The 26,140-nt window shown below is 57.5% G+C and carries 31 protein-coding genes and 2 pseudogenes; 17 read left to right on the forward strand and 16 right to left on the reverse strand.

Going from position 1 to position 26,140, the window contains the following annotated elements; translation table 11 throughout:
• A pseudogene (locus tag E4P82_RS18745) lies at positions 1 to 218 on the reverse strand (transposase); the annotation flags it as partial.
• A gap of 131 nt (positions 219 to 349) precedes the next feature.
• Here E4P82_RS18745 and E4P82_RS18750 point away from each other — a divergent pair.
• Genes E4P82_RS18750 through E4P82_RS18760 form a run of 3 tightly spaced genes read left to right on the forward strand, consistent with a single transcriptional unit; the run spans position 350 to position 3,411 of the window.
• Entirely contained in the window at positions 350 to 1,219 is an 870-nt protein-coding gene (locus E4P82_RS18750; RefSeq protein WP_169250303.1) for a vWA domain-containing protein, read from the forward strand.
• Positions 1,220 to 1,258: 39 nt separating this feature from the next.
• Positions 1,259 to 2,449: a vWA domain-containing protein gene (locus E4P82_RS18755; protein WP_169250304.1), complete on the forward strand. Its 1,191-nt coding sequence runs from the start codon at positions 1,259 to 1,261 to the stop codon at positions 2,447 to 2,449.
• 32 nt (positions 2,450 to 2,481) lie between these two features.
• The gene (locus E4P82_RS18760; RefSeq protein ID WP_246327722.1) at positions 2,482 to 3,411 is read left to right on the forward strand and encodes a VWA domain-containing protein; all 930 of its coding nucleotides are present in this window, start codon (positions 2,482 to 2,484) and stop codon (positions 3,409 to 3,411) included.
• 183 nt (positions 3,412 to 3,594) lie between these two features.
• Here the strand turns inward: E4P82_RS18760 and E4P82_RS22450 are convergent.
• Positions 3,595 to 3,702, reverse strand: a pseudogene (locus E4P82_RS22450) (transposase); the annotation flags it as partial.
• Positions 3,703 to 3,890: 188 nt separating this feature from the next.
• On the opposite strand from E4P82_RS22450, the gene E4P82_RS18770 reads away from it, so the two are divergent.
• Positions 3,891 to 4,334, forward strand: a complete 444-nt coding sequence (locus E4P82_RS18770; RefSeq protein ID WP_338140972.1) for a transposase — start codon at positions 3,891 to 3,893, stop codon at positions 4,332 to 4,334.
• Between the two features lie 89 nt (positions 4,335 to 4,423).
• Here the strand turns inward: E4P82_RS18770 and E4P82_RS18775 are convergent, their stop codons facing one another.
• From E4P82_RS18775 to E4P82_RS18795, 5 genes are all read right to left on the reverse strand, one after another.
• Positions 4,424 to 4,837, reverse strand: a complete 414-nt coding sequence (locus E4P82_RS18775) for a hypothetical protein (protein ID WP_169250307.1) — start codon at positions 4,835 to 4,837, stop codon at positions 4,424 to 4,426.
• Positions 4,838 to 5,275: 438 nt separating this feature from the next.
• On the reverse strand, positions 5,276 to 6,214 hold the full coding sequence (locus E4P82_RS18780; RefSeq protein ID WP_169250308.1) for a hypothetical protein: 939 nt from the start codon (positions 6,212 to 6,214) through the stop codon (positions 5,276 to 5,278).
• Positions 6,215 to 6,863: 649 nt separating this feature from the next.
• A complete protein-coding gene (locus E4P82_RS18785) occupies positions 6,864 to 8,138 on the reverse strand; it encodes a hypothetical protein (RefSeq protein ID WP_169250309.1) in 1,275 nt (424 codons plus the stop codon).
• A gap of 437 nt (positions 8,139 to 8,575) precedes the next feature.
• On the reverse strand, positions 8,576 to 9,481 hold the full coding sequence (locus E4P82_RS21530) for an esterase/lipase family protein (RefSeq protein ID WP_211203222.1): 906 nt from the start codon (positions 9,479 to 9,481) through the stop codon (positions 8,576 to 8,578).
• Positions 9,482 to 10,019: 538 nt separating this feature from the next.
• Entirely contained in the window at positions 10,020 to 10,241 is a 222-nt protein-coding gene (locus tag E4P82_RS18795) for a hypothetical protein (RefSeq protein ID WP_169250310.1), read from the reverse strand.
• A gap of 231 nt (positions 10,242 to 10,472) precedes the next feature.
• Here E4P82_RS18795 and E4P82_RS18800 point away from each other — a divergent pair, with 231 nt between their 5' ends.
• The 3 genes from E4P82_RS18800 (at position 10,473) to E4P82_RS18810 (ending at position 12,255) form a co-directional block, all read left to right on the forward strand.
• Positions 10,473 to 11,045: a recombinase family protein gene (locus E4P82_RS18800; protein ID WP_169250311.1), complete on the forward strand. Its 573-nt coding sequence runs from the start codon at positions 10,473 to 10,475 to the stop codon at positions 11,043 to 11,045.
• 228 nt (positions 11,046 to 11,273) lie between these two features.
• A complete protein-coding gene (locus tag E4P82_RS18805; protein WP_169250312.1) occupies positions 11,274 to 11,693 on the forward strand; it encodes an antirestriction protein in 420 nt (139 codons plus the stop codon).
• A 274-nt stretch (positions 11,694 to 11,967) separates the two neighbouring features.
• Entirely contained in the window at positions 11,968 to 12,255 is a 288-nt protein-coding gene (locus E4P82_RS18810; RefSeq protein ID WP_169250313.1) for a transcriptional regulator, read from the forward strand.
• Positions 12,256 to 12,315: 60 nt separating this feature from the next.
• Here the strand turns inward: E4P82_RS18810 and E4P82_RS18815 are convergent, their stop codons facing one another.
• From E4P82_RS18815 to E4P82_RS18835, 5 genes are all read right to left on the reverse strand, one after another.
• Positions 12,316 to 13,062, reverse strand: coding sequence for a DUF5131 family protein (locus tag E4P82_RS18815; RefSeq protein WP_169250314.1), 747 nt, complete (start codon positions 13,060 to 13,062; stop codon positions 12,316 to 12,318).
• A 17-nt stretch (positions 13,063 to 13,079) separates the two neighbouring features.
• Positions 13,080 to 13,604, reverse strand: a complete 525-nt coding sequence (locus E4P82_RS18820) for a type II toxin-antitoxin system HicB family antitoxin (protein ID WP_246327715.1) — start codon at positions 13,602 to 13,604, stop codon at positions 13,080 to 13,082.
• Between the two features lie 8 nt (positions 13,605 to 13,612).
• Positions 13,613 to 13,798 carry a type II toxin-antitoxin system HicA family toxin gene (locus E4P82_RS18825; RefSeq protein ID WP_169250315.1) on the reverse strand — a complete coding sequence of 62 codons (186 nt, stop codon included), beginning with the start codon at positions 13,796 to 13,798 and terminating at the stop codon, positions 13,613 to 13,615.
• Between the two features lie 81 nt (positions 13,799 to 13,879).
• Positions 13,880 to 14,311, reverse strand: coding sequence for a hypothetical protein (locus E4P82_RS18830; RefSeq protein ID WP_169250316.1), 432 nt, complete (start codon positions 14,309 to 14,311; stop codon positions 13,880 to 13,882).
• Positions 14,274 to 14,735 (reverse strand): hypothetical protein, encoded by a 462-nt coding sequence (locus tag E4P82_RS18835; protein ID WP_169250317.1) that lies wholly within the window; start codon positions 14,733 to 14,735, stop codon positions 14,274 to 14,276. The genes E4P82_RS18830 and E4P82_RS18835 overlap by 38 nt, the downstream gene beginning before the upstream one ends.
• 379 nt (positions 14,736 to 15,114) lie before the next feature.
• Between E4P82_RS18835 and E4P82_RS18840 the strand changes: the two genes are divergently transcribed.
• From E4P82_RS18840 to E4P82_RS18885, 10 genes are all read left to right on the forward strand, one after another.
• Positions 15,115 to 15,318: a hypothetical protein gene (locus E4P82_RS18840; protein WP_169250301.1), complete on the forward strand. Its 204-nt coding sequence runs from the start codon at positions 15,115 to 15,117 to the stop codon at positions 15,316 to 15,318.
• A gap of 39 nt (positions 15,319 to 15,357) precedes the next feature.
• Positions 15,358 to 17,160, forward strand: coding sequence for a ParB/RepB/Spo0J family partition protein (locus E4P82_RS18845; protein ID WP_169250318.1), 1,803 nt, complete (start codon positions 15,358 to 15,360; stop codon positions 17,158 to 17,160).
• A gap of 122 nt (positions 17,161 to 17,282) precedes the next feature.
• Positions 17,283 to 17,516 carry a helix-turn-helix domain-containing protein gene (locus E4P82_RS18850; RefSeq protein WP_169250319.1) on the forward strand — a complete coding sequence of 78 codons (234 nt, stop codon included), beginning with the start codon at positions 17,283 to 17,285 and terminating at the stop codon, positions 17,514 to 17,516.
• A gap of 1,045 nt (positions 17,517 to 18,561) precedes the next feature.
• Entirely contained in the window at positions 18,562 to 19,422 is an 861-nt protein-coding gene (locus E4P82_RS18855; protein ID WP_169250320.1) for a hypothetical protein, read from the forward strand.
• A gap of 24 nt (positions 19,423 to 19,446) precedes the next feature.
• On the forward strand, positions 19,447 to 19,836 hold the full coding sequence (locus E4P82_RS18860) for a hypothetical protein (protein ID WP_169250321.1): 390 nt from the start codon (positions 19,447 to 19,449) through the stop codon (positions 19,834 to 19,836).
• A gap of 675 nt (positions 19,837 to 20,511) precedes the next feature.
• Positions 20,512 to 21,447, forward strand: a complete 936-nt coding sequence (locus E4P82_RS18865) for an ArdC family protein (RefSeq protein ID WP_169250322.1) — start codon at positions 20,512 to 20,514, stop codon at positions 21,445 to 21,447.
• A 38-nt stretch (positions 21,448 to 21,485) separates the two neighbouring features.
• Positions 21,486 to 21,806, forward strand: a complete 321-nt coding sequence (locus E4P82_RS18870) for a type II toxin-antitoxin system RelE/ParE family toxin (protein ID WP_169250323.1) — start codon at positions 21,486 to 21,488, stop codon at positions 21,804 to 21,806.
• A 3-nt stretch (positions 21,807 to 21,809) separates the two neighbouring features.
• On the forward strand, positions 21,810 to 22,097 hold the full coding sequence (locus E4P82_RS18875; RefSeq protein ID WP_169250324.1) for a helix-turn-helix domain-containing protein: 288 nt from the start codon (positions 21,810 to 21,812) through the stop codon (positions 22,095 to 22,097).
• A 5-nt stretch (positions 22,098 to 22,102) separates the two neighbouring features.
• On the forward strand, positions 22,103 to 22,423 hold the full coding sequence (locus tag E4P82_RS18880) for a helix-turn-helix domain-containing protein (protein ID WP_169250360.1): 321 nt from the start codon (positions 22,103 to 22,105) through the stop codon (positions 22,421 to 22,423).
• Positions 22,424 to 23,009: 586 nt separating this feature from the next.
• Positions 23,010 to 23,213 (forward strand): hypothetical protein, encoded by a 204-nt coding sequence (locus E4P82_RS18885; RefSeq protein WP_169250325.1) that lies wholly within the window; start codon positions 23,010 to 23,012, stop codon positions 23,211 to 23,213.
• A 107-nt stretch (positions 23,214 to 23,320) separates the two neighbouring features.
• On the opposite strand, the gene E4P82_RS18890 is transcribed toward E4P82_RS18885, so the two are convergent.
• From E4P82_RS18890 to E4P82_RS18905, 4 genes are all read right to left on the reverse strand, one after another.
• Positions 23,321 to 23,701, reverse strand: a complete 381-nt coding sequence (locus E4P82_RS18890; RefSeq protein WP_169250326.1) for a hypothetical protein — start codon at positions 23,699 to 23,701, stop codon at positions 23,321 to 23,323.
• A gap of 109 nt (positions 23,702 to 23,810) precedes the next feature.
• Complete coding sequence (locus E4P82_RS18895) at positions 23,811 to 24,467, reverse strand: hypothetical protein (protein ID WP_169250327.1); 657 nt, start codon at positions 24,465 to 24,467, stop codon at positions 23,811 to 23,813.
• Positions 24,433 to 25,182 carry a nucleotide-binding protein gene (locus E4P82_RS18900; RefSeq protein ID WP_169250328.1) on the reverse strand — a complete coding sequence of 250 codons (750 nt, stop codon included), beginning with the start codon at positions 25,180 to 25,182 and terminating at the stop codon, positions 24,433 to 24,435. Before E4P82_RS18900 ends, E4P82_RS18895 begins: the two co-directional genes overlap by 35 nt.
• Before the next feature lie 21 nt (positions 25,183 to 25,203).
• On the reverse strand, positions 25,204 to 25,677 hold the full coding sequence (locus E4P82_RS18905; RefSeq protein ID WP_169250329.1) for a COG3415 family protein: 474 nt from the start codon (positions 25,675 to 25,677) through the stop codon (positions 25,204 to 25,206).
• Between the last annotated feature and the right edge of the window lie 463 nt (positions 25,678 to 26,140).

The raw sequence follows: 26,140 nt of genomic DNA on the forward strand, positions 1-26,140 counted from the left end.
AGGTATAGTGGGGAAAATCTTTAGGCAAATACCGCCATTGACAACCCGTCTTGTTCAGGTTAAAAAATGGCATTTATCACTTCGCGGAGATCGACTTTACGGGGCCGACCTGTCGTATAAGGATCGGCTTTTTTTAAAATCGGCTCCAAGATTTCCCATTCTTCATCTGTCAAATCACTGGGATACCTCTTACCAGGAATTTCTTTTGGCCAAGCCATGCAGCACCTCGAATAGAATCTCTGAAATTAAAATAATCGCCGGATTTTGGCTTATTTTATCAAAAATACTATAATAATATCAATGTGTTAGTTTTTGTACAGCTTCTAACCGTCCCCTGGCCGACGTCAACGTGTTGCCGTGCAAGGACGGCTCTCACGAAGTCGTGGTCTGCTTCATGCCCGACCCCGACGTGTTGGTGGGCGAAGGTAACTCCAAGGCATTCTTGGCCTTGGATGCCTCCGCTTCTCTCAAAGCCATGTACGGCGGCGCTACCGTCTTCGACACCGCCCCCAACTACGTGCAAGCCGTCGCCCGCAAGATGGGCGAAATCCTGACCTCGGTCACCAAGAACGGCAAAGTCTCGGCGCTGTACTGGGCGGTCAGCCCGGACGGCAGCAAAATCGAAATGATCGGTGAATTGGATGATGCGGATTGGACCAAGGTCACCATCAGCGGCCCGAAACGCGAGAAATGGGGACGCGGCACCAAACTGCTACCCGCGATCCAGTACGGCGTGGAGCAGGTTGCCAAAAACGCGGACTGGACCATGGGCGTTATCGTCACCGACGGGATCATCGAAGACGAACAGGACTGCCTCAACTACTGCCTGAGCGTGGGCAAGGCCATCGCCGACGGCAAGCGCAAGCCCATCAAGCTGGTGCTGATTGGCATCGGTCAGGATGTGGATGAAGCTCAATTGGAACGCTTCGACGACATGTTCGAGGGCAGCGGTATCGACTACGATCTCTGGTCGCACGGCATGGTGGCTTCGATGCAGGAAGAGACCGACATCCTGGCGGTGCTTTACGGCGAACTGATGGATGAAGAGGTCACCGTTGCCTCGTCGGGCAGTGTCGAGGATGGTTCCGGCAAAGTGCTGGCGTCTTGGTCCGATGGGTTGCCCGGCAAGTTCCGGGTTATCTTGCCCAAGGGGCAAAACACCCTCGTGATCCGCACGCCCAACGGCAGCGTCGAGCAGGATCTCTCCGAGGCGATTTAGCCGCCTCCCCCGCGCCATTCGGCGATGGAGAAGCCCCGCATGAAATCCATCGTGATTCCAGCCGGCCGCACCGCGCCAGAATTTGGCAAGGTGACTCTCTGGCCCAATCAAACCGGCCTGAAGGTGGAAATCACCATTCTCAGCGAACCGCAGGGCCGGGAAGCGGAGGGCTGGCGCACCGGAATCGCCCTGGACGCCAGTTCCTCAATGCAAGACGCCTACGGTCGCCGCTTGCTGGGCAAGGTGCCGCCAGCTCTACTCCAGGAGTACGCCACCAAGGGTTGGGTGGAAGAACGGCAAGCCGATGGTCGCCCCTTGCGCGTCTTTCAGCGCGCGGCCTACGACGACGCCATCGCGCGTGGCCACTTGAAATTCACCCCGAACACCGTGGAGCCCTGCGCGCGGGAGTGGATCGCCTATCTGGCCGGTAACCTGGATGCGCACGGCGAAACGGCAGTGATTTATTGGGCATGCGGGTCGGGTGAACAGATCGAAGTGCTGGGCGACATAGGCGAGGACCGCGCCGCCCAAACCGCGATTCACGGCCCCATCCAAACCACCTTTGGCGTGCAAACACACCTACTGCCTGCCCTGCGCTACTTCGCCGACCGCTTCACCGCCGCGCGGCGCGGCATGTACCTGTTTATCACCGATGGGCGGATCGATGATTTCGAGGCTGTTACCCGCTATTCCACCCAACTTGCCCAAGCGATTGAAGCCGGCCAACGCCATCCGCTCAAAGCCGTCCTCATCGGACTGGGCGATCAAATCGATCCCACCCAGATGGAGGCATTGGACACGCTGGATACCGGCACGGCCATTGACGTATGGGATTGTAAATACGCTGGAGAAATACGCTCCCTGCGCGACATCTTTGCCGAAGTGGTCAGCGAGCACCAAACCGTCGCGCCCACCGCGACCGTGTACGACCACCAAGGCGCCGTCATCAAGAGATATACCGACGGCGTGCCCGCCCGTCTTCAGCTTGAACTACCCCCCGGGCTGCACGGCCTTCGAACTCGATGTGTTGGGGCGACGCATCCGCCAGTCACTTTCGCTTCATCCCTGATCGCAGGAATATCGCCATGTCGCTATGGAATAAATTATTCGGCAACAAACCACCATCAATCTCGAATCCGGCCGTTCCTCAGCTCACTCTCGGCAGAAACCGGCAACTACCTAGTCAGCAGGTTGCTTCTGAATTCGGCGAAGTCGACGTGCAACCAATAGGTAGCTATAACCGGATTCTCTTTACCATCTTGATGGAACCCACCGGCACGGAAGCGGAAGGCTGGCAAACCGGCGTAGCGCTGGACGCCAGCGCCTCCATGCAAGGGGCGTTCGGCCGATTGCTGTTGCCGGGGCCGAAAGGTCCCTTACCGGAATCACTCCAGACACAATACGAACACGAGGGCTGGATCACTAAAACACAGCAGGATGGCGGCAGCTACCTCATGTATTCCATGCCCGCCGTGCAAGATGCCCTGGAGCGCGGTCATTTTGTATACACCCAGAATGAAGTGGAACCTCAGGCGCGTGCTTTCACCGCCTATCTGGCCGACAATCTCGACGCCGATGGCGGTACCACCGTGATCTACTGGGCGTGCGGCGATGGCACGCGAGTTGAAATCGTCGGAGACCTGACGGGAAAAGATTGCCAGCAAGCCGCATTTATCGGCCCCAGCAGTCTGGAATTCGGCAACGCCACCCATTTGACTCCCGCCGTGCGCTATTTTGCCGAACGCTTTCGAGATGCCAAACGAGGCATGTACCTCTTCATCACCGACGGCCGCCTTGACGATCTGGAAGCGGTCAAGCGCTATACCATCGATCTTTGTCGAGAGATCGAGCAAGGGCGCCGCAATCCGCTCAAGTGTGTGTTGATCGGGTTAGGTGAAGAGATCGACGAGGAGCAAATGGAAGAACTCGACGATTTGGATTCAGGAACGGATGTGGATATCTGGGATCACAAGATCGCCAATGAAATGCGTGACTTAAAGGAAATTTTTGCCGAAGTGGTAAGCGAAAACCAAATCATCGCTCCCACCGCCCGCATTTACGATTCGGACGGACAAATCATCAGGAATTTCACCGACGGTTTGCCGGCCAAGGTGACCTTTGACTTACCTCAGCGTTCGACCTGGTTTGAACTCGAAGTGGCTGGCAGACGGATACGGCAATCTATCATCTGAGTTTTTCATATCTTACGGGGCACATTGCCCGCGCTGGTGTCGAATGTGATCAAGGCTCATATATGGTCGCCTCGGTTTGCTCAAGCATCAATCGATGACGGCGAGACGAGGAAGATTGCGGCCATATACATGGACTCGCTCCCGTTTGCCACGGGATTTCGTCTGTTGGCTGAGGGTAGCCGTCCGTCGCGGGACCAGACCCAGCCAATCCGCGAACTGGCGTCCGTTTTTAAAGGCCTTTGCATCCCCGATACTGGCCAGGAGGGCGCTCGCGATCAGAGGACCGACCCCGCGCGTACTTGCTCCAGTCGGCAACTTGGTGATGAGACGCGAGGAAGCTGCTGGATCTGCCGATCATAATGAGCGATACGTTCATCCAAGACCACCAAGTGCTCATATAACTCCGCGAACATCTGCCGTGTCAGCACGGTCAGGTCATTGTCAGCATCCTCCAGGATCGCGGGGAGCAGCTTACGCACCTGGGCTGGCGTAAGCTGCATCTGGACGTGGATGCCGAAAATCACGAGGCAATCGCCGTAGATTTAAAAGCTGCGTTCGTCGGCGATGCCGAGGTCTTGCCGGCGCTGCTGGAGTCACTGCCCGCCGATGGGCCGGTCACCGCTGTCGCCGCCGATGGGGCCTACGATACCCGGACCGGCCACGCTGCCCTCCTGAACCGTCAGGCCGCCGCCTTAATTCCGCCCCGCGCCGACGCGGTGGCGTGGTCGCCGCTGGCGGATGGGCGAACCCATCCACGCACCGCCATGGTCGAACACCTCCGGCAACAGGGTTCCAAGTCGTGGAAAATCGAGAGCGGTTACCACCGCCGCAGTCTGGCCGAAACGGCCATGTTTCGCCTCAAAACACGCTTTGACGACCCTTTGCGCAACCGCCGTTTCGACACCCAGACCACCTCAGCTTAGGCACGCCTGGCCGCCATGAACATCATGACGCGGCTCGGTATGCCCGATACCGTCGTGGCTTGCTAAACCCAAACCCCATCAGACAAACCTCATCCTTCATCCGATTTATGTAATAAAGCCCTGTCGATCCACCAATCATTGCGCCCACCAGCTTTCACTAGAGTCAATCGAAGAGAAATGCGAACTTCTTTTCTTTTACCCTGATACTGAAAGCTTACGTCCACCTCTGATGAATCATTGCCGATAAATCTTGATTGAATTGTGTTAACAACCAGACCGCCTTGATTAGCTTCTCTCCACCAGGCTACGTAACCATCATAGCCATTCCGTTGTCGATCTTGAAACGCTGGAGACAAGTAAGCCCATGCTTCATCATAATGTTCTGTCTTAATTGCATTAAAGTAGTCCCTTACAAATTGCATTGAGGACCTCTGTGCAGGTAATTTTTCCACATTAATAGCAGGATTGTATGTTTTCCATATTATAAGTCCAACCCAGGACATCAAAAAAAACTAATCCAAATCCAAAAAATCAATCGTTTAGATAACCACCGAATCTTCAAAGAAAAAAACCAATAATTTATTTAGCCCACGAGCAATTAAATCCCCTGCACGTACGAAAAAAACGAAGTGCATCCCCGTACATATAGGACACTAGGAACACAGTCCCTCTTTTTTTCGCGAAGGATTGAACTTAGCAAGCTCTCCGGGAAAACTAATAGGTCAGCCACAGCAATCATGATGAGATTTAATAACCGTCCCATTACCGCGAGCATAAAAGGTAGCACACGCAGCAGAAGCAACGAAACCAGCAGTACCACCATTCCCACTATGAAAATGTAGCGCGAAAAAATCGGGCACTTCAGCTAACAGCTTCCATATGTCTAGCCCTGCAATCTCTAAAGGATTCACTGTTACAGCCTAATTGGTCATTTTGACCAATTAGGCTCCTCTGTTTCTTTTTTTATCTTGTATTGCCTCTAGGTTGTTCTCGTCAGAATTGCTGGTATCAATAGCAATACTTAATGCTGTCTCTGGCGGCTCTCCATTGCTAGTCTTTCTCATGCCAGGTAAAGCAACAGATTTTTCAACTGATGATTTTAACCCGGGTAAAAGTCCTTGTAATAAACGCTTCACTTCACTTTCAAGCTGCCATCCTTCTATAGCATTCGAACGCAATAAGGTCTCCAATATAGTAACTCCATGAGCCCTGTCTAATCTTTCTCGCTCGGTAAGATAGTCCAGTACCTGTTTTGCTTCTTCCCGATGACCTACAAGATAATGCGCTAACAAGGCTATATCACCAGTTTCAATAAGATTTACATAGTTTGTTTGAGCAGCCTCTGCTTTCAATTGTGCTATTGCCTCTTCGTCAGGTGAAGCTTTACATGTTACCCGGATAACCTTGAAACCATTTTCGCTGACAGCCTCGATCACGGCTTCCTTCATTTTACGTTCCGCATCCCCTGTATCCTTGATTTCACAGTCTCGGCCGACTGGTCGAATTACATCCTCAATAGGACTTATCAACCATTGAGCAACATCTGTAATGTTCCGCTCCACGATAAGTTGCGGCTGATCAACCAAGCAGCGAAAGGCAATCTCAACATGAAATTTCATTAGCTCGTTCTTGCTGGGAACACTGAAGGATAATCTTAGGGGGTGTTCTGTCACATCGACTCGATAGGCTAGCTTGTAGGTCCATCGTGACTCTCCCCAGGTTATAGTCCGCTCGCCTTGCTTGCATGTCAGTAACGGCCGATTGGGACCAGAAAAAACAAACGCCTCTCCTGGTTTTGGCATCAAAGCTGGCTTAAGCCAGCCTCTTTTTGATAAATCTTCTTCGCCCAAAATTGGGTTATATGTTTCTGGCTCGACCATATCGTATGCCCTTCGAATAAATCAAAAAATTTCTACGTGCTATTACTAACTAGTGATGCTAGTTTTATTCAGTAAGCCATTGATTTTCATGAGAGCCGATCTCTGGGCGCCATCAATATTTGTCCTATAAGCAATTGAATTTCAAGTAAAAAAACAAACTACCACCAAAGGTTACTATCAAATGTTCTGCAATTTTTTCCCAAATCTTAGCTGCAGTATTTCTTCGATCCTTCAATGCCCAACGCTGTAAGTGATGATCGATCCGTTCTTTTTTCAAGTGCTGATCCAGAAACCCTGAGGCGATATAAGATGCTCCCCAGTACTGGGTACCAGCGAGAATCAGCGTCGGCTAAATCGAGCCAATATCTAATTTCTTCAAGCGCTAAACTCCGTGTGTCAAGCATATTTAGCACGTACCTTAGTAGAGCTACCGTGACCGTTTGATAGACACGCTTGTTGGGGTTAACAGCCTGTTCGTGGTGTTTCTGTTCCTCCAAAAGCAACCATAACAGCGTAGGAACTTCAGTGTCGCCGGGGTTCGGGATTATCCTCGATTGTTGCATCAAGCACCAAAATACTAGTGCACTAACCCGCCGTTCCTTTCTAGTTTTCGCCTCTTCTGCCCAACTTTGCAGCGTGATGAGGACCATTAGATAGCGACTCGGTTGCAGCCCCCCCGAGCTGAAAAAACCATCGTAACAGCCGTACCTACACCCAAAATCAATGCATCACTCCCAGAATTCGCGATCGTATGCAAGTCTCGCATGGAAGCGTCAGGGAACCGCCATGAGACATAACCAAGTGCTAGAACAGCCGTCCAGCATAGAGAAGGGCTATCAGTCAATCTCGACCAATGACGAAGTAGTTTCAATACTTGGGGCGCTAAATTGTTATCCTGTGCTGCAACGCTTAGGGATAGTGCTGCAAGCGCCCAAAGATTTGAATCATCTGACTTCGCCCAATTCCGTACCACATCATCTAAAACAGTTCTGAAATCATGTCGACTCAAGGTTCCAACTGCAACAGCTAGACGCTGCCGAACTTCGGTTCTATGATATATCCCAAGCTGGTAAATCCACTGTAACAACGTCTTTCTCAAATTAGCGTATTCATGCCATACATAAGCGAGTACGGCTGGTTGATAGCCTGGATTTTTCAGGCTAACAATCTCTATTGGACTTAGGCCCCATTCAGTATTTTCCTGCCCTTGTTGTAATTGCGCCCAAGTATCCTGCAAGAGCTCTGTGCGGGTCTTATCGAAGGTTGATTCAACCGGAGAAGATTCAGTGGAATTAGGCATGGTGCACAACATCTTTATCAGACGCTCACTCTCTTCTTCTACCACTTGGTATTTGACTCCGCTGAGAACAGATAACGTAATTAGAAATACACGCTGTCGAAGGTCGCGATGGTCATGAAACCATGATTCAACCGCTTGCTGTATGTGGACGCCAAGCAAGAAAATTGCGTCGGATAGTGATAATTCATTCCTGGCAACTTTTGCCAACAAGAAGGCAAAACGATCTATATCAGATGGATTAGATATTTCGGTTAAAGTTGATTGGACTTCACTGGTACTGAGCAACTTGTCAGCAAGCTGCGCATCTGGCATGTGCCATTCCAAGTGCCTTGCCAGTGTCATCTGTCTGTCCGGAAGATCTTGCCATGTCAACAGATAATCATCTTGCAGATGCGACAAATCCAAGTAATAAGGATCGGCAGTGATAATAAAATAGCTATCTTGTTGCTTTAATATATCGCTTAAATGTCTTAGGATATGCTGAGTTACTCTAAGTCCTGACGTTTCCGTAGGGCGCAAAGAATTAATAATATAAGCCTTGCCGACCGCATAATTAAATGTTGCTAGGTCTAAGATAGTGGGATCTAATTCTAGTATTTCACTGATATTTACTTGAGTCAGCAAACGAATCGCAGATGCCCGTTTACCGAGTTTCGTGGAACCGTAAAGTATGACGAGACGTTTTTTGTTGGAGTATCTGTAATGCATTGCAAAACTTAGAGGTCTCTACATAAACCCGTGATATTTTCTTCAAATCCTCGATGGAAACCTGGGCGACGACTTCCTTGGCGGAAGTAATGGTCGGTTTTCGATAATCGCCTCCGATTACGGAACCATGTACAAAAGCATTTTCTCCAAACTGATTGCCGATGGTTCGCGCATCGATATAGATACTCTTCAATTCTTTTAGGTGCTTGCGGATATCGTCATTTTTTGGATATGCCATCCAAAAAAAACTTCAAAGTTGAAGCCAGCGGCTCCGGACTTGACGGCGGATGCGGATGCGGATGCGGCACCTTCGGACTTGGATTGTTCAGTAGATGGATCCATAGTATCAAGCGCTAGCGTGTGAGGTCCCGACCAATAATGGGCCCATTAACAACAGTATTATCACCAAATTTGTTACCGATAGTGCTGGTATCGATTGCGAGTACCATAGATTCTTGTCGTAGCGGATCAGGAGGTGTGTAAGCAAGTTGCCGTTCTATGAAGCTCTTGACCCGCATATAAACGAGCTGTTGTGGTGATGACGGCTTACAGATAGAAATATGATCTTCCTCAAGAGGTATCGGTATAACTCCAGGAATACCAGGATCAGCACTGGTTTGGTTCACCACCATAACGCCATGAGTAGGGCGGGTTTCATAATAGACTTGAATTGGAATGTGGGATAAAAGTTTATGATTTCGATAGAGATGATTCAGCTCACGCAGGCGCGAATGATGTGCCTCTAGCTCACTAATAGTGACGGTGGGTCTCAATATTCCACTGAGATACTTGAGCCAGCTTGCTAGATCAGAGCCGGAGTGGGGAGTAGATAGGAATACGATCCCGCAGGTATTGGCGACCAAAGTTGTCCAAACGGGTTGTCCAAAATCCAAGGCATGTCGTAACATCTGCTTGACCAGCAATCCGCCCAGGCTATGGGTAATGAATAGTAAAGGTCGCGTACCGATGCCATGTACGTCCAGTTGTGCCAAGATATTTATCGCACGATCTACTAGAGGCATCGTGGTGCCTCCTTTCCATTCGGATGGCTGGGCAGTATATCCCAGGGACCAAATACCTACTGTCGGCAGATCGCTACTGAGCCAGAACGGCCAGGAATTGCGATTCTCCTCGCTGCCGGTGGGATGCCAAGTGGCTAAAGAATGGCCGCCAAGTCCGTGGACGAAAAGGATATCGGCCACCCGTTCTGGATTGTCAAATTCGGATATTCTTACAAATTTATCTAGAATAGGAGACATATTCGCTTAAACCTGCTGAGTAGTAATTCTAAGCTGGACTTTAGCCATTTTTATGATGCGCAGAAGCTGGCAAGCAACCAGGGCTGTTCAATGCTTATTAATCAGTTCAATACAAAAGTTTTTTCTGACCATAGTGTGAGTTGATACTGTTGCCAACGTTTCTCACCGCGATTCCCGATCATCGTCATCCCCAAGAACGACTGTATGGTTTGGAGCACCTATCGAATGCCACCTCGTATCGCAGGATTCATCGCTTCATCGCATCCGGCTGCTGCGGTTGAACACCCAATGCGGGGTGCACTGGAAGAAGCGAGCATCGACTCACACCGCAATCCGCCAAACCCTACGGGGGTTGACCCCGGCCGATGTCGAGGTGGCCTTTTGAAGCCACGCGGCAGTGCTGGCGGCGATGCCCGCCGGCTCGACGGGCATCACGCTGGATGGCAAACTCTTGCGCGGCGGTTTCGAACCGATTCCAGGATCACAAGCTTCCAGATAATGAGGGTGTCACCTACCGCACGCGTCTTGAGACAGCGGGTCAGTCCCGTTTACTGGACATGCACCCCGTGATTTCTCGATAAAGATACGCTTGCATCCAACCTTCTTCAAGGCGGTAAGCAGTAAATCTAGGGTTCTGGTCTTCGGTCGAGACCTGCATATGGGCACTCGAAAAGCCTCTATTTCTTGCCAAGTAAGCAATATAAGTACTTGATTTCGCAAGCTCAGATTTTTCAATAATGAGGTTTTTCGAGGTGCCCATATAGGGATCACCTCACGAAACGGAAAATATCGTACGCTAAGAAATCGAGGTCCCTGATTGGCTGAGGCAACAGACAGCTAGTTACGTCTCTATTTGTCCGGTTAAGGTATACCTCAGGTTGGCGTCAGGACGGCGGTGACCGGAACGTCAGAATAGGGTTGATTCTCGGATTTATTGACATTCGCCCATGAGGGTCTTAGAGTTTGTTGGACACTTTTCGGAGTTTTCGACATGCAAGGGCAGCGAGTGGGCTATGTCCGGGTCAGTAGCTTGGACCAAAACCAGGAGCGGCAGTTGGATCGGGTGGCGGTGGACAAATTGTTCGAAGATAAAGCCTCCGGCAAAGACGTTGATCGACCGGCGCTGGAGGCGCTGCTCGTCTTCGTGCGCCAGGGTGATACAGTGGTGGTGCACAGCATGGACCGGTTGGCGCGGAACCTGGACGACTTGCTTCGGCTAGTGCGGACGCTTACCGGGCGGGGCGTGTGCATTGAGTTCGTCAAGGAAGGGCTGACATTTACCGGCGAGGATTCGCCGATGGCGAACCTGATGCTCTCGGTGATGGGCGCATTCGCCGAATTCGAGCGCGCTCTGATCCGGGAGCGTCAGCGTGAGGGCATCGCGCTGGCGAAGCAGCGCGGGGTTTACCGTGGCCGCAAGCGGGCGCTCTCGTCCGAGCAAGCCGCCGAGCTACGCCGGCGCGCGGCAGCCGGAGAAGTCAAAGCCCAACTGGCGCGGGCCTTCGGCATCAGCCGCGAAACGCTTTATCAAACGCTCCGGTCGCCGGTCGTGGACGAAGCCTGATTCGCGAGTGAACGCCGCGCCGAGATTGATCACGATCCCGCCGAGACCACGCCCGAGCGGTCGAGGATTGGGGCGCGATTCAGCAGGTTGAATAGCGACGGGTATGGAACAAGCGGGATACCAAGGCAATTCGGCGCATCAAGCAATCCTTGACAATTAGGGCAATTTACCCTAATATTTCTCTCGAAGGCCGGGCGCATTGCCCAGGTCAAGACCGGAGAAATCCCGATGACTCAGACCCAAACCGATGCCACCATTACCGCCCAGCTCGTCTCCGAACACGAACGTATGGATTTCATGCCCAGACTGTTCGGACGCCACTACATACAGGGGGAGTGGCTCGTCTATGACTGGATGCGGCACCTCTCCAGCGAATACAAAGGGGGCTATTGGGACTTTTATGAGTTAAGTAATGGCGGGGGATATCTAGCGCCTCGTCGGGAAGGAACATTTAAAATGGCGTGTGCAGGCAACTGGTTCGAGGGGGAGGTTTCCGCCGACGCAGCGGGCATCATCGCCACGCTGTACGCGCTGAATGGATTGGCGAACCGGACGGAGGATGACGCGATCATCGAGCGGTACTACCAGCTAGCCAATTTCGCGTATGAGCACGCCGAGAACGGGAAGATTGCAGCGGCCATCGACTGACCTGGCGCAAACCGCCTAATCCCCCGGCTGATCGTCGGGGGCATCGCCGCCGCCAAGGAATCCCTCATGGCTCTTATTGCATTCCGCTTACATCCGAACTTCCAGTTTCCGGTACTGTGCCATGCCGATGGCCGGGCAAAGACTTTCGCAAACCGGGCGCAGGCGCAAGCCGCCGCCTCACGCCACGGTGGAAACGTCTGGCAATCCCCACTCAGTCGGGTATTTTTCGTGCGGGCCGCCGAGACCGCTCTTATTCTCACCGTGGGACGAACCGATGAAACATCCTCAACAGGAGATCCGCCCTGAATGCTTGACCTTACCCGATGTCTGGGCGCCTCCCACTGGCGCGGAAATCCGTGAGGTGTTGCGCCGCGCCCGGCTCACCGGTGGCGGGGCGGCTCGTGCCTTGGCACTCGGCAAAGGGGGCGACCGCACCGTGCGGCGCTGGATCGGTGAGGAATCACACATCCCCTATGCCGCATGGGCCATTCTGTGCGATCTAGCTGGGATGGGGATCATTTGGCGGGTGGAATGCCAACCGGATCGTATCCGATCCGATTGATTGATTGAACGGTCTTGGTCTGTATCACTCCAACGCGATCATCCAGCCCAGACACCTCAATCAAAGCAGCACCCCTGCCAACTCCGGCCGCTCATCCCACAACCGACCCGCTAGCAATCGGCCGTTGGCTTTCTTGTCACGGCGGATTCCGTCCGGTCCCCAGGTGCCCCATTGCTTGAACGTGAACGCCACACCCACAGCCCGGCATCGATCCCGCACCGACAAGGCCCATTCTTCACGCATCCGGCGAGCCGCCGGGCCGGACTCGCCGCCGACGATGACCCAATCGATACCGAGCGGGTCCAGCAGCCCCAGGTCTTCCAGCAGCGGCTCCACCGACAGGAAGCGGACACGAGCGGGCACCCGGCGCAGGTGCTCAATGCGTGGCAACCCATGGCGACGATCCTCGACCGTGACGCCCAACCAGACGTTGGGCGGGACAGGACGGGACGCGAAGAAATCGGGCAGCCGTTCGGCGCGTTTGGTCAGGAGTTGATAGGTATGCCGGGGCGTGCGGTGCATCGTCATCAATACCCGGTCGATGAACGCATCGGGCACGTCCTCGTGAAACAGGTCCGCCATCGAGCAGACGAAATAGAGGGTGGGTTTCTTCCGTCCGAGCGGTTGATCGAGGCGGCCATCATGCAAAGTCAGATCGAAGCCCCTGGCATAACCCGGCGCGGCCATCGCCTGGAGGCGTAGCGCCATCCGTTCGGCGTAACAGTGCTTGCAGCCGGGCGACACCTTGGTGCAGCCCGTGACCGGATTCCAGGTTTGTTCGGTCCATTCGATTTTGCGAGTACCCATGGCGGTCTGTGCTCCTGTCAGAAGCCAGCGGGGGAACGCGGCGCGGCCAAGGCGATTCTAATTTGGTGGAATTCCACCATTTTAATTCCCTCGAATTCGGGGGAATTAAACCAGACCGCCCGACTCACTCCAGCGCCAGCACCAAGCGTTTGCCCAAAGCCGCCGCCGCCTTTTCCAGTTGCCGCAGGGTCGGGGGAATGGCGGGGGTTTTCCAGCCGTTGCGCCGAAGGCCAGGAGGTTTCCAGCGCGCGAGCCAGTTCGGCCAAGGACCGCTCCCCGCGCGCCCGGCGAATCAGCATGGCCGCCTGAGTCCGAGCGTCTGGGGCGATCAAATACATCCCTTCCCCGGCGGGAGACGGCTCGGGGATGGGCCGATTGTCGTCCAGCATCCAGCCCAAAATCCCCGACAGCGCCTCGCTGGCGTTGAACAGCGCCTCGTCCAGCGTTTCGCCGTCGGTCATGGCTCCTTCCACATCAATGAAGCGCACGAAGAAACCGCCGCTTTCTTCGGGCTCCAGCACGGCGGGATAACGGATTTCCATTGAGTTCCTCACTTGAGCTTGACCCCAGTTTGTCGCGCGATGCCGGCGATCAATCCCGGTTTCAGATCGCGCTTGCCGTGAACGGGAACGGAAACCGATTGGTTGCCCTTCGCCATGACGTGGTGGCTGCCGTTGATTCGAGCGAGGCTCCAACCGGCGGCTTGCAGTTTCTTGATGACCTCGTTCCCGTTCATAAGCAATATGATATATCAATATAAGTATATCTTCAGCAATCTATTTCATTAGGACCACCATTCAGTCATGCCGCCCATCGTTCAAGCCGCCCGGTGTTGATCTCGTTGGTTCAGTTCGGCCACGTCCTTGACGCCCACCGGAGGCCGCCAGTCGGCGCAACTCCCCCGTAGTTCCTCGATGCGCGCGATTTGCCGGTCGTGGCCGGCGTCGGTTTCGGCCTGTTTCTTTTCGGTCGATTCGTTGTCGCGCACCACCACCACCGTGTCGGCGTGCAGCAGCAGGGTTTGCACGGTCGGGTTGTCCAGGAACAACCGGACCCCAGCCCCACCACTCGCCAAGGCCGTTGGTGGCGTCTTGCCGCGCCGGATGGCCAGATCACGGGCCGCCAGCGCATCGACCCCGCCCTCCACGATCCAGACCACGCGCGGGTTGCCCGGCAGGATCGGCGGATAGGTTTTGTCGCTACCGGATAAGTCACGCTTGGGTTTTTCGTCGGGACCGGGCGAGATCAACCGTTTGCTTACGTTGCGCAACCCACCCCCGGTATCCCGACCCACGAACAGTACCCCGCCCCCCGGTGTAGCGTAGGAAACCCGAGCGTTCGGCGTGATCCAGCGTGGCCGGCGAAATCCCTCGTCCTTGCAAATAGACCCGCCCGGCCTGGCGGTCGGCGCGGGTCTGGGGCAGGCGGGCGGGACGGGTCCGTCGAGGGATGACGGCGATCGGTTCCCGTTGTATTACCGGACCGGTGGTCAAGCGTTCGACGGCTTCCACGAAACCCAGGGACGGTTCGAGATCGCGTACCAGGGCGATGTTATCGCCAATGCCATGGCCAGTCTTGTCACAGGCCACCCAATGTCCATCGTTTTTTTGGGTAATGCGGTAATGCTCATCTTGGCCGGCGCGAATGGATAAATGCCGACCTTCCTTTCTCACGGTAAACCCCATTCCCTCCAAATAGATTGTGGGATCGACTCGCTTCGATTCGACGATTCTGAGCGTATCTAATAGCATTATTGCCAAGCCTCCATCGCAGTTAAATCCATTGGTTTTGAGTGAATTATAGCGAAATAATTCGCCAATTTCCTGCAAATATTCATTGACAGTATTATTTCATATAGGTATAGTTATTTCAAAGTAAATTTGTGTATTTCAAATAAAGAACCACGAAATGAATAAACAAAGCATGAAGTCAATAGAGCTTACACAGGAACAAACGGAATTCCATTTTCGCTGTAATGAAGCTGGCGGATGTTTGAAAAAAAACAGCCAGGGACGGTTTTTGATTCACCGAATCGACGAGAGGAACACCACGATGCCTTATCTCTATCAGCGCGGCACCAAACGTTGGCGGCGACACGACGGCAAGAGCGACGTTCGAAGCTACCGCCCGTGTCGTGACTGGGAAGCCACCGCCGAATTGCTGGACGTACACCCCGTCACCGGACGACCGTTGACCGATCCGCCGCAGTGGTGGATTCGTGAAGTGTTCGCCCCTCACCGACCGACCCATGCTTGATCGCCGAATCGCCGTTAAGACCACCGAGAGGACACCATCATGGAATTTCAATCTATCCCGCTTGAAAATCTGACCATCGCCAAGATCAACGCCCGCACCCACGGCGCGAACGAGGGTCTGGACTCGCTGGCTGCCAGCATTCGAGCACAAGGCGTGTTGCAACCGTTGCTGGTCCGGCCTTTGGACGAAGCCGAGGGCGCGGGTTTCGAGATCGTGGCCGGCCAGCGGCGGTTTCTGGCTTGTCAGCGATTGGCCCAGGACGCCCCAGTGGAACCCTTGCCATGTTTGGTGTTGGCCGCGACCGACGATGCGGCGGCGCTGGAAATCTCGCTGGCCGAAAATATCGAACGCTTGCCGATGGAACCGCTGGACCAGCACGAGGCGTTCGCCAAGCTGGTGAAACTGGGGCAAGGGGTGGCGGAAATCGCCGCGCGCTTCGGTGTGACCGAACGACTGGTGAAGCAACGGTTGGCCTTGGCGGGCTTGATCGACGGGATCAAAGGCGAGGTTCGCAAGGGCATGGTCGGTTCCGCCGATACTCAACTCTTGGCGCTGGCGACCCCGAAACAACAACGGGAATGGATGAAGCTGTACCGGGACAAGTCGCGGTACGCGCCGCAAGGGGATCAACTCAAGGCATGGTTGTTGGGCGGCGCGGCGATTTCGACCGAGGTGGCCCTGTTCCCCTTGGCGGACTACACCGGTCGGATCGTCGCCGACCTGTTCGGCGAGCAATCCTATTTCGACGATGCCGCCCAATTTTGGACCTTGCAAAACCAAGCCATCGCCGAGTTGCGGGAATCGCTCTTGGCGAAAGGGTGGGCCAAGGTCGAAGTGCTGGAGACGGGCCATTATTTCCGCGGTTGGGAGTATCAGCGCACCACCAAGAAGGACGGCGGTTGGGTGTTGCTCCTGCCGCAACGCAACGGCGAGGTGCTTGTTCATGAGGGCTACTTGCCGCTGAAAGAAGTCCAGCGACAAGCCCGGCGGGCGGCGGGCATCGAGGGTGGCGCGGCGTCGGACGAGGACGCGCCCAAACCCACCCGGAGCGAGGCCACTCACGCCTTGCAGAATTATGTTGCGATGCACAAGGCGGCGGCGGTGCGAATCGCCCTCGTGCAAAATCCCACCGTCGCCTTGCGGCTGGCGGTGGCGAGTCTGATCGGCGGCGCGGACAACTGGAGTGTTCGCGCCGACCGGACTCACCCGATGAATGCGACCATCGAGGCGAGCATGGCGACCGGCGCGGCATGGGCCACGTTCGCCGAGCAACGGCGGACGGTCGCGGGCGCGCTGGCGGACGGATCGGATCCCGCCGACGTGGCCCTGTCGGGGCGCGGATATGGCGAAACCCAGACCGCCGAGACCTTTGCCCGCTTGCTGGAATTGAACGACGAGCAGGTGTTAAAGGTGCTGGCGGTTATCGCCGCCGAGGCGCTGGTGGCGGGGGGCGGCGTGGCCGAACGGTTGGGCGAACTCTTGCAAATCGATATGCGCCAGTGTTGGCAACCCGACGAGGTATTTTTGGAGTTGTTGACCGACAAGGCGGCGCTGGCCGGGATCGCGGCGGAAGTGGGCGCGGCCCCGAGCGCCAAGGCGACCGGAAAAGAGTTGCGCGCTTCGATTCGCCGCCGTCTGCACGGCGAGGGCTGCCCGCCGGTCGAGGGTTGGTTGCCGCGCTACTTTGAGTTTCCGACCCGAGGCTACACCGACGACCGCCCGGTGACGGAGGCCCGCATCGCCTACGACCGGCTGGCGACCCGCTGGGGTGGCGTGGCCCATGGCGCAAAAGACGAGAACGGATTCGAGGACGCCGACGAAACCGGCGCGCTGGCTGAGTGAGACGAAGCTGCTTGAGCCGTCGGGCGGGCGGTGCGCCGCCCGCTTCACACCCGCTGCATGATTGCATTAAACTTTCTAAATGGATATATATATGTCAAATATGATTACCCGGAGTGGTTTTGATGGAGACAGTCACCGAGCAAGTCGGGCGGCGGATCATGCTGCGGCGGACTTTGTTGCGCATCCGCCAAGGCGAACTAGCCACCAAGGCCGGTCTTAGCCAGTCTCATTTGTCGAACATGGAGCAGGGGGCTCGCTCCATTGATCTTGAAAAACTGGCGGCGATTTCGCGCGCATTGAATTGCAAGATAGCCGATTTATTGCCCGAGTCCGAGGGCGGTCAAAAGGCCGCTTGATTCCTTCGGTCCATCCGCGTCGGGCTCCCGTCCCGAAGCCTTGTTGCGCGAGTTCGTTCCTCCTCCCCGCTTGAATCCCGCCTTCTAGGCTTGGCTGTTGGCCGTCGTTTTGGCGGCCGGTTCCCGGTTCGGTAGCCCCCGCCGCTTTCGGCGGAATGACCCCCGTAACACTTTTTCGGAAGCGGCTTGGAGAGGTTTTCGCCTTTCTCGCTTTCTCCGAGCCTCGCATCGACCGAACCGCGCTGTCGCGATTCGCGCTTTTCAACCTTCGCTCCCGACCAACCACCCTACCTCCCTGTAAGGCGGGCGCGCGTCCTGCGCGCACGCCGTTCGCGGCACCGGGAACCTTCGCGTGGCGGGCGCTTCCGGCGCGCGGCGCACCCGTGGCCGGCCCGCTCGACTCTCGCGGGACGCGGCCACGCGCGCCGGGAACGAGTGGCGGCCACAGGATCGACGCGCCCGCCGCTTGGCGGTTCCGCCCCCTCGCGCCGCCTCTGTCGTAGCCGGCGGCGGCGCGAGGGGGCGAAAAACCTCCGCCCGGCCGAAATGGTTGCCTCGTTCGGGTCCGATCCTCGCCCTCCTTGGCTTTTCCGCGCGCTCCCGGCGCGCGTCGCGGCAAAAAGACGAGCCAGGGGGAAACCGTCTCCGATCTCCGTTTCCTTTTTCTGGGTTCGATCCGACATGGATCGCGACAGATTCGGCTCTCTCGTCAAGCGAGGTTTTCAAACGGGCATCTGGTCGAGTTCTGTCTTCTTCTTTACTCGGAAATAGCGCCAGGTGTATTAGACCAATAGAGGCTATCCAGACGCCAATTTTTGCCAGCGGGAGGAAAAGGCAAACCCATATAACAGTGGCTTATTGATACGATGTTTATTCGTTTTGTTTGTCTTTTTTTATTACTTATTTACCGCTTTTTGCATATAAAAGCACTTTATTTTTTTTGAAAATAAAGTTTGCATTTTATTATTCATTTAAATATAATTATTTCAAATAGATGAACGATTAAATCAAATTGATTCGAGTAACTTCGAGGAGGAGGACGACGATGAGCGCAGCCATCCAAGCCAACCCCTACGCCATCGGCCCCAGCCTTCACGATTTTGCGTGGGACAAATGGGAAGAGCAGGAGCGGATGCGAGAGGCACGGGATGCGGCTTTCGAGGATCATTTCAATTTGTGGCGCCGTTTTTCTTACATAGACCAGGAGAAAAAGAAGGCGCGGGAAGAAATCGCCGAGGTCATGGGCGAGGCGTTGAGCGACCTGTACGGCAACGAGAAGGACAGCGAGGCGTTCGATCAATCCTGTTCGCGTGGTATTGCAACAAGGATAGCGTGGACACAACCAATGCGCTGTACGAGCTGCTGGACAAGCACACGCTGGGCTGGCCGCCGCCAAAGCGGCTCGCGCCGAGCGAACGCCGCCGCCGCCGTCGGACGCCCAGCGCCGTCTGGTCGCCGGCAGCCAGGCGCTTTGGGTCAAAGCCGATGGTTTCGTCGAAAACGGCAGGTACGGCACCCGCTTCGGCGAGAGCGCCGAGGAAGCGACGGCGATGCTGGAGGCCATCGGCTACCGGCACGAGCCCATCACCGGTGTCTACCGGCGTTCGCCGGCGACGCCGGAATTTCTCAAAAAGCGATAGGAGCATTCGACATGGCTGATTATGGCTTGATCCGATCTTATGAAACCTACGGCGACTTGACCCGCATCGTGCTGGGCACGCCCCGCGCCTTCGACTTCCCCGAGCGCGTCGTCGGCTGCGATACGCGGCGCTTTCTGCAAGCCATCGCGCAAGCGGGCGGCGAGTGGGAGGGACTCTGTATCGAGTACACCATCGATCCGACGGTCAACTTGATCACCAGCCTGGTCCCGATACCAGAGTCTCGGCGACCGGCTTCTTCAAACTGAATTTTTTCCGAACGACGGCGCGTGATGCGCCGCAATGAATGCACGGCGTCGTGGCTGTTTGGCGTCACGGCGTCGTGCAACAACTTGGAGGCGAAGCGATGCAACGCGACCGATGCGAGACTCGCGGGACGGAAAACGGCCGCCCCGGCGACGGTCCGGTTCCAGCGCCCGCCAGGCCACGACAACCACTCGAATCGATCCAAAAAAACGTGGACGCCGCCGTATTGCGGCATCGTGTATCTCGGCGTTCTCAAGGACGAGCGCTGGGTGGCCGTCGAAGACCACGGCGATTTCGCGCTGCTGTTCCGGTACGTTCGCGGCGCTAGCTTCCGGTCGAGAAAATCTCGTCACCCCACCGTCGAGGTGGCCAAACGCGCCGGCGAGCGGTGGATCGCCGAAATCGGCGACGGTTGACGCTATGCCGTCATGACGCCGTGGCGGTTTGGCGTCACGGCGTCGTGCAACGGCTCGGAGAGTGGTCGGAGCGGTCGGCAAATGGCCGCTCCCGACCTTCGGCTCGATTGAGCCGGTTTCTTTTTCGGTTGATCGGGATCGTCGAACCATCCCCCGCCGGCGGGCGAAAGCGGCGTTCGGTGGCCCATGACGGTTCGATCACGACCCCTCCATCGGTTCATGGCATGAACTCTCGGTTGACGTCCCTGTAGGCGGCGCGCTCCCGGCGCGCACGCGTTCCGTTGTGGTTTTCGGGGGCGATCCCCCGCCCCCCGTACCCCCCACTGTTCGCCCTCCCTGGCTCGCCATCCTTGGCGGTGGTGCTCGTTTTGACTCGCTGTTCCCCCCGTGCCGAGCCGGGGGGGCTTGTTCGCGACCCTGCCCTGTGCGCCGCCTGATGCGTGCCAGGGTGCGCTACGCCGCGATCCTCACCCGGTCCCTTCGGGCTGCGGCTTCCGGTCGCGCCCTGGCGCGCGGCGGCGCGTCGGGCACGGACGCGTCGCCCCCAGCGGCTTCGGCCCAGGGGGGTGCTCCTGGAAGGGCATCCCTTCCCCCTTCCTTGGAGCGCGGCTCCTGCCGCGCCGTGCCGCGCGTCCTTCGCGCGGGATCGAACCGAACCGAACGAGGAGAATGACGATGACCACCCAGACCGCCACCCCGAAAGCCGACGTGTACGAGCGTGTCACCCATGCCATCGTGGCCGCGCTGGAGGCCGGGACCCGGCCGTGGCTGCGGCCGTGGGACGCCGCCCAGGCCGCCGGTCCCGTCTCCCGCCCCTTGCGCCAGGACGGGACGCCGTATCGGGGCGTCAATGTGTTGTTGTTGTGGCTGGAAGCGATGGAGCAGGGGTATGCCGCGCCGTTCTGGATGACCTATCGGCAGGCTCAAGCATTGGGGGGTCAGGTTCGCAAGGGCGAGCACGGGAGCATGGTGGTGTACGCGAATGCGATCCACAAGACCGAGATCGACAGGGCAACCGGTGAAGAGGTGGAGGTCGAGATTCCCTACATGAAGGGCTACACAGTGTTCAACGTGGAACAGATCGATGGTTTGCCCGACCGCTACCATGCGACGCTGGCCGCGCCGGTCCGGTCAGACGCCGAGCGTGACGCTCAGCTCGATGCGTTTTTTGCCGCGACGGACGCCACGATCCGCCACGGTGGCAATCGGGCGTATTACGCGATCCATTTCGATTGGATCCAGATGCCGCCGTTTGAGTCCTTCCATGATACGGAAAGCTATTACGCGACCTTGGCCCATGAAACCACCCATTGGACGCGGCACCCCTCCCGGCTTAACCGCGATCTGGGCCGCAAGCAGTGGGGTGACGCCGGCTATGCCATGGAGGAGCTGGTGGCCGAGATCGGCAGCGCCTTTGTGTGCGCCGAGCTGGGGATCACCCCGAACGTGCGTGAGGATCACGCCGCTTATATCGCCTCTTGGCTCCAGGTGCTCAAAGACGACAAAAAGGCGATTTTCACCGCCGCCAGCCATGCCCAGAAGGCCGCCGATTTCTTGCGGGCGCGGGTGGACGCCCACGCCGCCGAGGCGCCTGAGCAGTTGGCCGCTTGACTATATCTGTATGGATATAATTTGGATATCATGGGCTGATGAAACCCATCCAGTTTCTCGGAGACGCCCTGAAGCGGTTGCGTGAGTTTCCATCCGCAGCGCGCCAGGACGCGGGGCATCAGCTCTACCAGGCGCAGCGGGGCGAACAGCCGGACGATTTCAAACCCATGCCCGCCATCGGCAAGGGCGTCGAGGAAATCCGCGTGTGGGACGAGACCGGCGCCTATCGGGTGATCTACACCGCCCGCCGGGCGGAAGCGGTCTACGTGCTGCACGCCTTCCAAAAGAAAACCCAAGCCACGTCGAAACGCGACCTGGATATCGCCAAGGCGCGTTTCGCTCAAATCGAATCGAGGTGAACCATGAACGACACCACGACCGAAACCTTCGCCAACGTGTGGGACGCCCTTGCCGACACGCCGCAGGAAGCGGCCAACCTCAAGGTCCGCTCCGAGCTGATGAGCCAGATCGCGGCGTTCGTTCGGGAACGCGGCTGGACGCAGGTGGAGGCGGCCCGCCGCTGCGGCGTGACCCAACCCCGCCTGAACGACCTGTTGCGCGGTCGCCTGTCGCGGTTTTCGCTGGACGCGCTGGTCAACATCGCGGCGGCGCTCGGCTGCCGGGTCCACGTCGGCCTGGAAGCGGCTTGAACACCATGATCGAATTCGAGAAAGGCAGCACCAACGTCTACGCCGATTTGGGCTTTCCCGATGCCGAGGAAATGTTCAGAAAGGCACAACTCACCAACGAAATTGACAAGATCATCAAAACCCGTCGCTGGAGTCGGCGAAAGGCCGCCGAGGTCGTGGGGATTCCACAGCCCGAGCTATCGGCGATGTTGCGCGGCCACTTTCGCGGCATCGGCGAAATGAAATTGCTGGATTGCCTCGCGCGGCTAGGCCGCGACATCCAAATTACCATCGACCCCGCGCGCCGGCGGACCACACCCGGCCAAGTGAACGTGGTCTTTCGCTGAGCTGATCGGCCTGCGCTCGCCGGGCCGGAATCGCGGCGTTCGCGGGCGCCGCCGGTCCGCTCCCTCGCTGGCGCTCGACACCGGACCCGCAACGCGCCACGCTCACCACACGATCATTGGGGGCGCCCCGCCCCCAAACCCCCACACGGACGCGATGCGTCCGTTCAACCATGCCGGCGGGGGGAAACGCATTTTCACGCACGATCACCTTTGCCCTCCTTGGCGCGGCGACCCGTTCCGGCACGCCGCCCTCCTCAAAGAAGCGGCGCGTTCCGCACCGCACGCTGATCCACCAGTGACGACCGCCGCGCGGGTCCATCCGACGCGGCGAACTTATCCCGTACCACCCGATGCGTGATAAGGCGTTGTGTCCCGCTCCCAGCGGGACACGTTTTTTTAATAGGCCGCGCGCATGTTCCTTCTCATGGTATCCCGCGTATCCCCACCGTCCAGGCCAAGCCGCGACGCGGTGCGCTTCGCGCAGCCTGGACGGTGTGGCCCCTCGCGGGCTGGTCGGGAACCGTTCGCGGCGCGCGGCGGGGGCGAGATCGGCTCGCTTCGGCGCGTTGCGGGGGAGACGACGAGGATGACCACGATCCGGTTTGCGTTTTACGATCCATTCGCCGAGGTGATGTACCGCTTTCCCACGTTTCAGCAGGCGGAGGAGATTGCCATCAAGATGGGCGGCACCAGGGTGGTCGAGCTGGAGGACGACCAAGTCATCCGGCGCTGGAGGTTGGAAAACGGTAGCTGGCAGGCCATAAACATCAGGCCGAGGGGGCAGCGCTGATGCAACGCGGGCGGTCTTTCGGGGCCGCCCGCTTCACACCGGGTGGCCGGGCCTTGGCCCCTCCATGGCCCCGGCGCGCGCTCCCGGCGCGCTCCCGGCCACCGTGTTCAGCGCCCGGTGGTGCCCGTTCGCTGATCAATGGATTTCTCGCGCAGACACCGCGCGCCAGTGCGGCGCGCGGGTGATCCATGCTTAAGCGATACAACGCCGTGGATTGCGGCCTTGATGTGGCTTGCGTTCGTGATCCACGCCCAGGCGACGTGACGCTCGAAATCCCCGATCCATTTCATCACCGCGCTATCCAGCGCTAGCGCTGGATGGACGACAACCCCACACCACGGTTCGGGTGGCTTCTGGCCGTCTCGCGCGACATCGAAGCATTGGGTGAGCCGCCGCCAAATGTCGTCACCGTTATCGGCGATTTGGGCGACCCCGAACGTAACCAGTGGCGGGTTTTCGCTGAGAATCGATCCGTAAACCGTCATCACCAGCCCGCTTCCGTGCGGGATGCCGACGGCGGTGTGGCGGTGAAATCAGCGGGTAAGGCGGTCGAGGCCGGTGGCTTCGTCATGGTTGGGTATCTCCGGGCAAGAGGTTCTAGTGGGCCGCCGGGGCGGCCGGTTTGGGGTTGGGCGCGGCGTCGGTCCGCGCCGTCAGCATTCCGCGTTCGTAGCCTGACCGTTCACCCAGTTCGTAAGCCAGCCAGCCCGCGCCGACCGCGCCCAGGCTGGCCAGCGCCAGCGCCACCCCCGCTACCGGGCCGCTTAGCACCACCGGCCCGTTGAAGCCCAGCGCCTTGATCGATACCCGGCGGGCGGCCTGCTTCAACGCGGCCGGGAATTGCGCCAGGAAGCGCGCCCGCGCCGATTCGATCAAAGCGTCCGTGGTCTGCCGGGCCTCCTCCAGTCGCCGGGCGATGGCCTGCTCGAACGTCCGCCGCTGGCCCTCGATGGCCTGCTCGAACGCCCGTCGCTGGTGTTGCAGCGCCAGCAGTACCAGCCAGAGGGCGTCGTTGTCACGTAGGTCCAGGGCGTCGCGGACCCGCACGAATTCGGCCAGCTCCGGTCCCGTTGGCTCATGGCCCAGCAGTTGACGGACCCGCGCGCCGAAATCACGCGGGTCCGCCGGTGGGTCCGTGTTCGGCCCGTCCAACCTCTGCGAGGATGGGGGTTCCGGTCGGGTGGCGGGATGCGCCGTGGTGGGGGTGGCCACCGCCAGCTCAAGCTGCCGCGTCTTGGAGTCCGTCACGCCCATGGTCCGTCTCGTCAAGTTCGGTGATCGCCCCCAAGGTGGCGGCGCACGCCTTTTCCCAGCGTCGCAGTTCGGCCCGGTTGCCGAGTGGCAGCTCCCGCAAGGCGCGGGCGACACTCAGGCGCCGGCTGATCAAGTCGTCGGCCACCCGGTCGGCCAGGTCGGGGAAATCCAACGACCGGCCGCCGCGCGCTTCGAGGGTTTGGCGGAGCGCGGATTGGTTGTACAGCTCGAATTTCTCCGAGTCGCCGAAGTACAAATTTCGCAGGACGTGAACCGTGGCCGTCGGAATGGACGGCAGAAACCGTTTGAGCAGCGCCACCGAATCCCGTTGGCGGTTGATGACCCACAACGCGACGAGCGCGCGGTTCAATTCCTGCACCGCGCCGTTCAGGATGTCGCCGTGCCGCGCGATCCCGGTGTTGTTGCGCGCGGCGGTGTTGATGACGAGGGTGTGGTCGGGATGCGTTTCGCACAGATTGACGAGCGTGATCCAGCCGTCGGCGTCGTCGAGTCCAACCGATCGAGACACGATCCCCGGTTCTTGTTCGTAGCACCGCCAGACATCGGGATTGGAGGTGTCGGTTTCGATCAATAGCAGTGCCGTTCCTCGTTGCGCGAGGTGGTGCACCAGCGCCACCGAGACCATGGATTTGCCGACCCCGCCTTTGTCGCCGCAGACGAGATAAAGGGGATGGGATGAGAGAGCGGATGGCATGAAGGGAAACCTCCAGTGGGATTAAAGATCGTCGGAATCCGGGGCGGGTATGAAACAGCCGTCGGCGGTGAAGACACAGGACGCGCCCGGTGGGAACACGACCGGCGGGGAGGGGTCCGGGGTGGCCGGGGGTGACTTCACCGGCGCGACCTCGCGCACCGTTGTCGCGCGTTCGCGTGCCGCTGCGCCTGACAACGACGTGACAATGGGAGTTTGCGGGTCTGTTTTCGCCGCCGCCCGTGGTTTTTTCGGTCTTGATCGTGCCTTTTTCTGGCGGGGCAAAGCATTGCGAAGCGTGGCGTAACTGATGTCAAAGCCATTCTTTTGAAGTTGCTGAGCAATTTGTTTAAGGGTGTGGCCCTTGTCACGCGCCTGCTGGATCGCGCTGGCGAGCAAGGCCACCGTTTTGCGTTTGCTCAACTGCGGCCCCGTCTCCGGCATTTCTGCTAAGCATTTGTTAAGCGACTGAATACTATCTTGATTTTCATCTGACATTTCGTGACAGCCTTTAGCTCTCGATTGGCTCTCGGTTAGCTCTCTGGCTAGCTCTCGGTTAGCTCTCTGGCTAGCTCTCGGTTAGCTCTCTGGCTAGCTCTCGATTGGCTCTCGGTTAGCTACATGTTGCTCTTGATCCAGCGCATCACATGACAACGCTTCGCCTACCGCGTGACAGCGCGTTGCCGAACCTCCCGCAACTTTCATCCGTCACGATGGCGCTGGTCTTACCGGTTCGTGATCGCGCGCTGATAACTACATGACACGCCTTAATCACAGTTAGAATAACGAAATAATGATTCAATTTCTACGATTGACTATGTTTTAATGGGTTAATGATTCTCTTGTCAGGCTGAAAAAAGCCCCTTTTTCAGAAAAGGATGAGGGTATCGATAGACGGTCACGGCAGCGGAAAGCGCGCCGAATAGCGGTGAAAGGTCTGGATGGCGTGGTGGATGGGGGC

This window comes from Candidatus Competibacter phosphatis, assembly GCF_012939995.1.
Taxonomy (GTDB): Bacteria; Pseudomonadota; Gammaproteobacteria; order Competibacterales; family Competibacteraceae; genus Competibacter; species Competibacter phosphatis.